Source organism: Caballeronia terrestris, assembly GCF_001544515.1.
GTDB classification, from domain to species: Bacteria; Pseudomonadota; Gammaproteobacteria; order Burkholderiales; family Burkholderiaceae; genus Caballeronia; species Caballeronia terrestris.
The window spans coordinates 1-6,499 of the sequence record NZ_FCOL02000134.1; the positions used below are offsets into that span (position 1 = coordinate 1).

The 6,499-nt window shown below is 61.6% G+C and carries 8 protein-coding genes; 3 read left to right on the plus strand and 5 right to left on the minus strand.

Annotated elements, in window-relative coordinates:
• The 5 genes from AWB67_RS33515 to AWB67_RS33535 all read right to left on the minus strand — a co-directional run.
• Nucleotides 1–1,215 (minus strand): hypothetical protein (locus AWB67_RS33515; protein ID WP_087660307.1); only part of this gene is annotated, 1,215 nt, incomplete at its 3' end.
• A gap of 147 nt (nt 1,216–1,362) precedes the next feature.
• Entirely contained in the window at nt 1,363–1,890 is a 528-nt protein-coding gene (locus AWB67_RS33520; RefSeq protein WP_087660308.1) for a hypothetical protein, read from the minus strand.
• A 23-nt stretch (nt 1,891–1,913) separates the two neighbouring features.
• Complete coding sequence (locus AWB67_RS33525; RefSeq protein WP_087660309.1) at nt 1,914–2,867, minus strand: CsgG/HfaB family protein; 954 nt, start codon at nt 2,865–2,867, stop codon at nt 1,914–1,916.
• Nucleotides 2,868–2,883: 16 nt separating this feature from the next.
• Nucleotides 2,884–3,324, minus strand: a complete 441-nt coding sequence (locus AWB67_RS33530) for a curli assembly protein CsgF (protein WP_087660310.1) — start codon at nt 3,322–3,324, stop codon at nt 2,884–2,886.
• A gap of 34 nt (nt 3,325–3,358) precedes the next feature.
• Nucleotides 3,359–4,021, minus strand: coding sequence for a CsgE family curli-type amyloid fiber assembly protein (locus AWB67_RS33535; RefSeq protein ID WP_087660311.1), 663 nt, complete (start codon nt 4,019–4,021; stop codon nt 3,359–3,361).
• A gap of 585 nt (nt 4,022–4,606) precedes the next feature.
• Between AWB67_RS33535 and AWB67_RS33540 the strand changes: the two genes are divergently transcribed.
• From AWB67_RS33540 to AWB67_RS33550, 3 genes are all read left to right on the plus strand, one after another.
• Nucleotides 4,607–4,858 (plus strand): acyl carrier protein, encoded by a 252-nt coding sequence (locus AWB67_RS33540; protein ID WP_087660312.1) that lies wholly within the window; start codon nt 4,607–4,609, stop codon nt 4,856–4,858.
• Nucleotides 4,855–6,132: an acyl-CoA dehydrogenase family protein gene (locus AWB67_RS33545; RefSeq protein ID WP_087660313.1), complete on the plus strand. Its 1,278-nt coding sequence runs from the start codon at nt 4,855–4,857 to the stop codon at nt 6,130–6,132. Before AWB67_RS33540 ends, AWB67_RS33545 begins: the two co-directional genes overlap by 4 nt.
• Before the next feature lie 2 nt (nt 6,133–6,134).
• On the plus strand, nt 6,135–6,499 hold a 365-nt coding region (locus AWB67_RS33550; protein ID WP_510183514.1), incomplete at its 3' end, for a class-II aminoacyl-tRNA synthetase family protein.

A 6,499-nucleotide genomic window follows, 5' to 3' on the forward strand; every position in this document is an offset into this window, starting at 1 on the left:
GCCGGCTTGCGACAGCGATGCACTGTTGCCCAGACCACCCTGCGCGATCAGGCCTACGTTGCCTGCGCCGCTCTGCGTAGCCGTGGCGATGTTACCGGAGCCGACTTGAGCGAGCGTCAACTCTTCACGCGAACCGGTCTGCGATGCCGTCACCGAGTTCAGTTCGCCGACTTGCGTCGACATGAGCGACGATTCCACCGCAGCTTGCTGCGACAGGTCTGCGATGTTCTTGGTGCCAAGCTGCAGTGCGTTCACCGTGTTCGAGCCGCCAAAGCGCTGCGCCACCGATGCGGTGTTTTCGCTGCCGTTCTGGATCACCGTCGTGTGGTCGTTCGCCTCGAACAGTTGGTCGACGTAGACCTTGTTGAACGCCGCGCCGCTTTGAACGATGTTGGTCGTTTCGTTTTGCGCGTTGATCTGGTGCACGCTCACGAGATTCGGCAGAGTGGCGCCGCTCTGGTCGATGCTCGTGTGGTTGTCGCCGCCGTTGGTCGACGAGACGTTCGCGATCTCCGCGCCGTCTTGCTTGATCGACACCGTGTCGGCGAGTTCGCTGCTTTGCTGAACCGAAGCGTCCGTGCCGCCGCCCGTCTGGGTGATGGTCGTCTTGTTGAATCCGCCGCCGTTCGTCTCGACCACTGCCTTGTCGTTGCCGCGGTCTTGCGAGATCTGCACGTTGTTGCCGGTCGTGCTGGTCTGCGTCACGGTGGCGTCGCCGCCGTCGATCTTGCCATAGGACTTGTTCATGCCCTGATCGATGTTGACGATGTTGCTCGACGAACCCGTCTGGGTGATCTTCGCCTTGCTGTTCGAACCGTTCTGATTGACGCTGTCGTTATCGAACGACGACGAGGTTTGCGTCACGGTGGCCGTCGCATTGCTGCCGGACTGCGAGATGCGCGTTTGCTCGGCGTAGGCGCGGTCTTGCGTCACCGTCGCGCTCAGCTTCGAATCGCTGCCGACCCCGTTCTGCTTGATGTCGGTCTTGTTGAACGCGCCGGTTGTGGACGTGACCGTGGCAGTCGCGCCATTGGCCGTTTGCTGCACCTTGACGTCGTCATAGCTGGACGCCTGCTGGTCGACGTTCGCGGCGTTGCCGTTGCCGAACTGAACGACGCTCGCGCGCTCGCCTACCGAGTAGCTGTCCGCCGCGAAGGCCGACGTCGATGCCAATGCTGCCAGACCCATAGCGATGATGATTGCCTTGACTTTCATTTTTAATCCCCTCGTTGGTTTGATATTTGAATACTTCGATTAATTACCGCTTACGGATGACAGTCTCCGCTGCCATGCCGGCCCACCCTCACCGCGAACTGCTCCCCACCTGCATCCTCGAAACTCTGCTGCCGGGAATCCCCTTTCCTACTTCATCAGGACCGACGCTCGCGCGCCGTTGCCCGTCTGTGTGACCGAGAGGCCGGTGCCATTGCGGCTCTGCAGGATGGTGACCGAGTCGTTGGTACCGAACTGCGTGACCTGCGACGACATCGATGAACCGATCTGCGTGACCACTGCTGCATTACTACTACCGCTCTGTACGGTGACCGAGCGGTTGTTCGTTCCCGCCTGGTAGGCGCCGTACTGGTTGCCGCTGCCGCTTTGCGAGAGCGCCATCCAGTTGTCCGTGCCGGCTTGCGCCATGACGGCCGCATTGGCGGCGCCCGCCTGATTTGCCATCAGCCCGTTATGGCCGGATTGCACGCCAGCTAAGCGATTTCCAGCGCCTGCTTGGGTGACTCGTGCAACTTGTGCCGCGCCACTGAAGCCTGGCTCCGACGGACCGAAGTCCGAGACGGGCGACAGGTCTGCGGCGAATACCGCGAGCGACAGGCTCACGACCGCGCCGAGCGCGACGCCCAGCGCAACTTTAGGGACACGCGAAATCTTCATTGGTCTCCTCCTGTTCGATTGGCTCAACCGCTCACGCCGCTGCCGAGGGTCTTGGGCGGATCGATCTTCGCCGGGTCATACGGCGGATTCACGGCTTCCATCGTCTGCGCGTAGCCCTGGTTTTCCTGCAGATAGCGCTGCATCGTGGGGTCGTACCAGTCCTTCATGTCCTTGAGCGACCAGGTCTGGTTCCCGACGCCCTGCACGATCAGGTGCACGAGCGCCGATTCGATGGCCTCGTTCACGCACAGTTGCTGCGGCTCGTTGCGCGTCATCCCGATCTCGGCCTGCAGCAAATCCTTGAAGCCGATGAAGCGGTACACACCGGTGTCGACCTGAATCGAATAGATGGTCTTGGTCGTCGAGACGCTGTTCAGGATCGTGCCATTGCGGATATCCACCGCGCGCAGGTTCACGGTCACCTGATCGACGCGATATTGCTGCGACGCCGAGATGCCCAGATAAGCGACGCCAGCGCCGCCCGTGCGAATGTTCGAGTCGTACCCGACGATGCCGCCCTCCAGCACGATGCTCGCAGGGGCCAATGCGCCGATCTGCGGAACGGTGGACCCGGCGCGGTTCTTGTCGTCAGGCGTCTCCAGCGCGCGCATGATCTTGCGCTCAGTCAGCAGGTCCTGAAGGTTCTCGCGCTCGACCGGCGTGAACCAGCCGGAATCGCGCATCGCCTTGACGAGGAACGACGCACCACCCTGAGTCACCTGCGACGAGAACGAGCTGTCGGGCGACGGCTTGTACTGGCCAGTCAGGTCTCGAAAGCCGTACACGGCCGCGGTGATTCTGCCTTTCGGCGGCGGCAGGTGCGTGAGGTCGCGCGTGACGCGCGTGGGCGGTGTGAGCGTCGCGTTGCCGGCTGAGGGCATCGGCTGGGTGACGCAACCCGTGAGCAGCACCATCGAGAAGATCATTGCAGCCAGAGTCGCACGCAGGGCGGCGGTTTTCGCCGAATTCTTGTTCATTTCTTATCGCTCTCGGTTACTGGCCGTTGCCGACGATGAACGTGGTCGCTGCACCCGTGGTCTTGTCGGTCGTCGTGACTTGCAGGTTGTTGCCCGAGACTTGCGTGATCGAAATCGAGAAGTTGCCCGTGTTGATCGTGCCCGGATGCAGCGTGCCGTCGGTGGCAACGATCGAGCTCGAGATCGACGACGCGACGCGCGAGAGAATCGCCTGCTGCAGTTGCGTGTTGAACTGGTCGAGCGTGGACTGGCCGCTGGTGCCAAAATCACTGGTCGACGGGTCCTTATACTTGTTCTGCGCGTTCGCTTCGTTGAGCAGATTCGGCCCGTTCAGTGGACTGCCGCCGAAGTTCGGATTGATCGGCTCGTAGACGAGCGCGGTGGCGTGAGCCGCGACCATCTGGATTGAGAGCGCGCAGGCGAGCGCCGCGCGTTTGACAAGCGCATTCGTTTTCATCGTGATTTCCCGGAGTTGGCGGCGTTGCGTTTTATTAGAGTTCGTCCGTCGCCATGTCGACGTCGCGGAACAGCAGACGCGTCAGGTCTGCCTGCATGACATTCTGGAAAGCCACTTGCGCCGCGCTTTCCGCCACCCGCCGCACGTTAGAACGAGCGATCGGCAGGAACGCCTGGAACACGCGGCGCTGGCCGTATTCCACCCAGACCAGGCTGCCATATCGCGCGGAAGGCCGCTCGTGCACCGAGATGATGTAGCGCTCGGAGAGCGGGATTGCGCTCCAGGCCTGCGCGAACCAGTTATAGAAATCCTGACCCGCGAGCGTGACCGTGTCGGTGGTGACGACGCCGCCAAGCGCAGCGTCGAGCGGCTGCTGGTTGTTGACGTCCGCGGCGCGGGCGCGCGGCGTGTCGGCAAGCGTTGCGCTCTTGTCGAGCGACGACGCTGCGTTCACGGTGCCGCGCGGCGTGAGTGGCGCGCCATTGGCGGCCGGCAACGGAGCGGTTTTGTTGACCGGGCTCGGCGTCGGCGTGCTCGGCAACGAGATGAGCGGCTGAGCCTGGTTGGCGACATCGACATGAATGGCCGGCGGCGTCTCTGCGTCTTGCGCCCATGCACTCGTCACGACGGTCGATACGCCAATACACACTGCGATGACGTGCCCTTTGAAGGGCATCGTGTTGTTGTCCCGCTCCATGACTTCCCCGTATGGCCTGGCTGCTTTTGGTGCCGCCTTGTGGCGCTTGTTTTATTTGTCCGACAGGAAGGATTGTGCGTAATAACCAGTAACAGTTATGTTTTGTGCGCCACATTAACTGGTAATAACCGAAAAGCTCTGAGATCGCCGCGGTCTGCAGGGCAGTTCTGGCGAACTCAACAAACATCCATCGACGGGTAGAACCGGAAACGCATTCGCCGAAGAATCCGTGCCCTGCGGCTTTCATAGCATGTGGCTCGCGCAGAGCGTAAGCGTCGAACCGACGCTGGTCGATGCCCACCTCCATGCTCAATGGAACGCGAGTGCCCCGATTTCGTACGCAGTCGCACGGACGTATGACCATTGGAATTTGTTAAATACATTCTTAGAAACTACATTTTTTGCCGCTAGCGCGACGTCACAATCCAAGACGCTTGTAAGAGGAGCTTGGCTTTAAGCACCTCGAGCGTCAGCGCGGGATTCGAATGGCAACAGGCAAGCGCCGAACGCGAGCCGAATCCATGCGGCGCTTTGATCGAAAATAGCCGAATGAATGAGTCGGTGGCCACCCCGGGGATGACAACTATGAAAACACAACTGCGCCGTATCCTTTCTGAATCCGCTCGTCTTGACGTCGCTGTAGAAACGCTCAGCGACAGCGACGACCTGTATGCAGCGGGACTCTCGTCGCTTGCCACCGTGCATGTGATGCTCGCCATCGAAGACGAATTTGCCATCGAGATTCCCGACCATATGCTTACGCGTCGCCTTTTCTCAAGCATCGATACACTGGCAGCATCGATCGTCGAACTGCGCCGCTTGCAGGCCGCGGCATGAATGTTGGTACGGAGTTTTTTCACGCAGCGGCAGAGCGCGTGACGCACGTCCACACGCAACAGCCGCCAACGCGTGACGAAATCGCGCTGCTCGCCGCAGCCCGTCGCGTAGCCGTGATTTCGGCTGCGCATGCGAGCGCGGTGGATCGCGAAGCTCGCTTCCCGCACGAAGCGTTCGACGCGATGCGCAACGAACGCCTGCTGTCCGCGTTGATCCCGCGCGCGTTCGGCGGCGATGGTCTCGAACTCTATGGCGTGGCGCGTCTTTGCGAAGTGCTGGCGCAAGGTTGCGCATCGGCCGCGATGATCTATGCGATGCACCAGAGCCAGGTTGCGTGCATTGTCGATCATGCGGCCGACGTGGCATGGCAGCACGATCTGCTCGCACGCATCGCCGGTGAGCAGTTGCTGCTGGCTTCGGCGACCTCGGAAGAGACGATCGGCGGCAACATGCGCACGAGCGCTTGCGCAGTCGATCTCGTAGACGGTGCCTTCAGCATCGAGAAGCTTGCGCCGACCATTTCGTATGGCGCGCACGCGGACTGCATCCTCGTCACGGCACGCCGTCATCCGGATGCGCCGCCTTCCGATCAGGTGCTGATCGTAGCTCCACGCGATACGTTCACGCTGGAGCGACGCGGCACGTGGGACACGCTCGGCATGCGCGGAACGTGCAGCGAAGGCCATCGACTCACTGCGCAGGGCATCGCGGAGCAAATCCTGCCGGCGCCGTTCGCGAAGATCGCGGATGAAAGCATGCTGCCGGTATCGCACACGCTGTGGGCTTCGGTATGGATCGGCATCGCCGGCGATGCCGTGAATCGCGCGCATCAGTTCTTCCGCAATCAGGCGCGCGGCAAGCCCGGCGCGCTGCCGCCCTCGGCATCGCGTCTCGTACAAGCCGTCACGATGCACCGCATGATGCAGGCTCGCCTGAAGGCTTCGCTCCAGGCGGTTGCTGAAGCGAACGCGGAACGCGTCGCACGGCAGGCGATCGGAAGCGACCAGGTCGACATGCCGCTTGGCGCGTCGATCGGGCTGGCCGCCGACTTGAACATGCTCAAGCTTGCGATCTCGCAATCGGCGTTTCAGGTCGTGCAGGAAGCGCTGATGATTTGCGGCATGGCAGGTTACAAAAACGACAGCGACTACAGCGTGGGGCGTCATCTTCGCGACCTCATGTCGGCGCCGCTGATGATCAGCAACGACCGCATCGAATTGAACACGGCCAATCTGCTGCTCGCGCAGCGCACTGCAGTAACGGGGACAAACTAAAAATGAACATGCCTACCGAACCGGCCGTGCTGATGCAGGCCGAAGGACAAACGTCGTCTGTCGCATCCGATCCGACCCTGCGCGATCGCCTGATCGAAGCCGGCATCCTGATCGATACCGGAGAGAACGGTCTCTATGGCCGCAGTGAAGTGTTCGAAGATGTGGTCGATCGCCTGAACAAGGTCATCACGCTGCTCGGCGCCGATCAGCGCGCGGAAGTGCTGCGCTTCCCGCCCGCAATGCGCCGTCACGACTTCGAGGACAGCGAATACCTGAAGAGCTTCCCCGATCTCGCCGGCACGATCCACGCATTCCAGGGCAACGACCGCGGCCATCATCGCCTGCTCGAAGCGCTCGACAAGACGCT

Coding starts and splice junctions, on each gene's coding strand:
- AWB67_RS33545 (WP_087660313.1), top strand. CDS start 4,855: ATGAATGTTGGTACGGAGTTTTTTCACGCAGCGGCAGAGCGCGTGACG.
- AWB67_RS33530 (WP_087660310.1), bottom strand. CDS start 3,324: ATGAAAACGAATGCGCTTGTCAAACGCGCGGCGCTCGCCTGCGCGCTC.
- AWB67_RS33525 (WP_087660309.1), bottom strand. CDS start 2,867: ATGAACAAGAATTCGGCGAAAACCGCCGCCCTGCGTGCGACTCTGGCT.
- AWB67_RS33520 (WP_087660308.1), bottom strand. CDS start 1,890: ATGAAGATTTCGCGTGTCCCTAAAGTTGCGCTGGGCGTCGCGCTCGGC.
- AWB67_RS33540 (WP_087660312.1), top strand. CDS start 4,607: ATGAAAACACAACTGCGCCGTATCCTTTCTGAATCCGCTCGTCTTGAC.
- AWB67_RS33535 (WP_087660311.1), bottom strand. CDS start 4,021: ATGGAGCGGGACAACAACACGATGCCCTTCAAAGGGCACGTCATCGCA.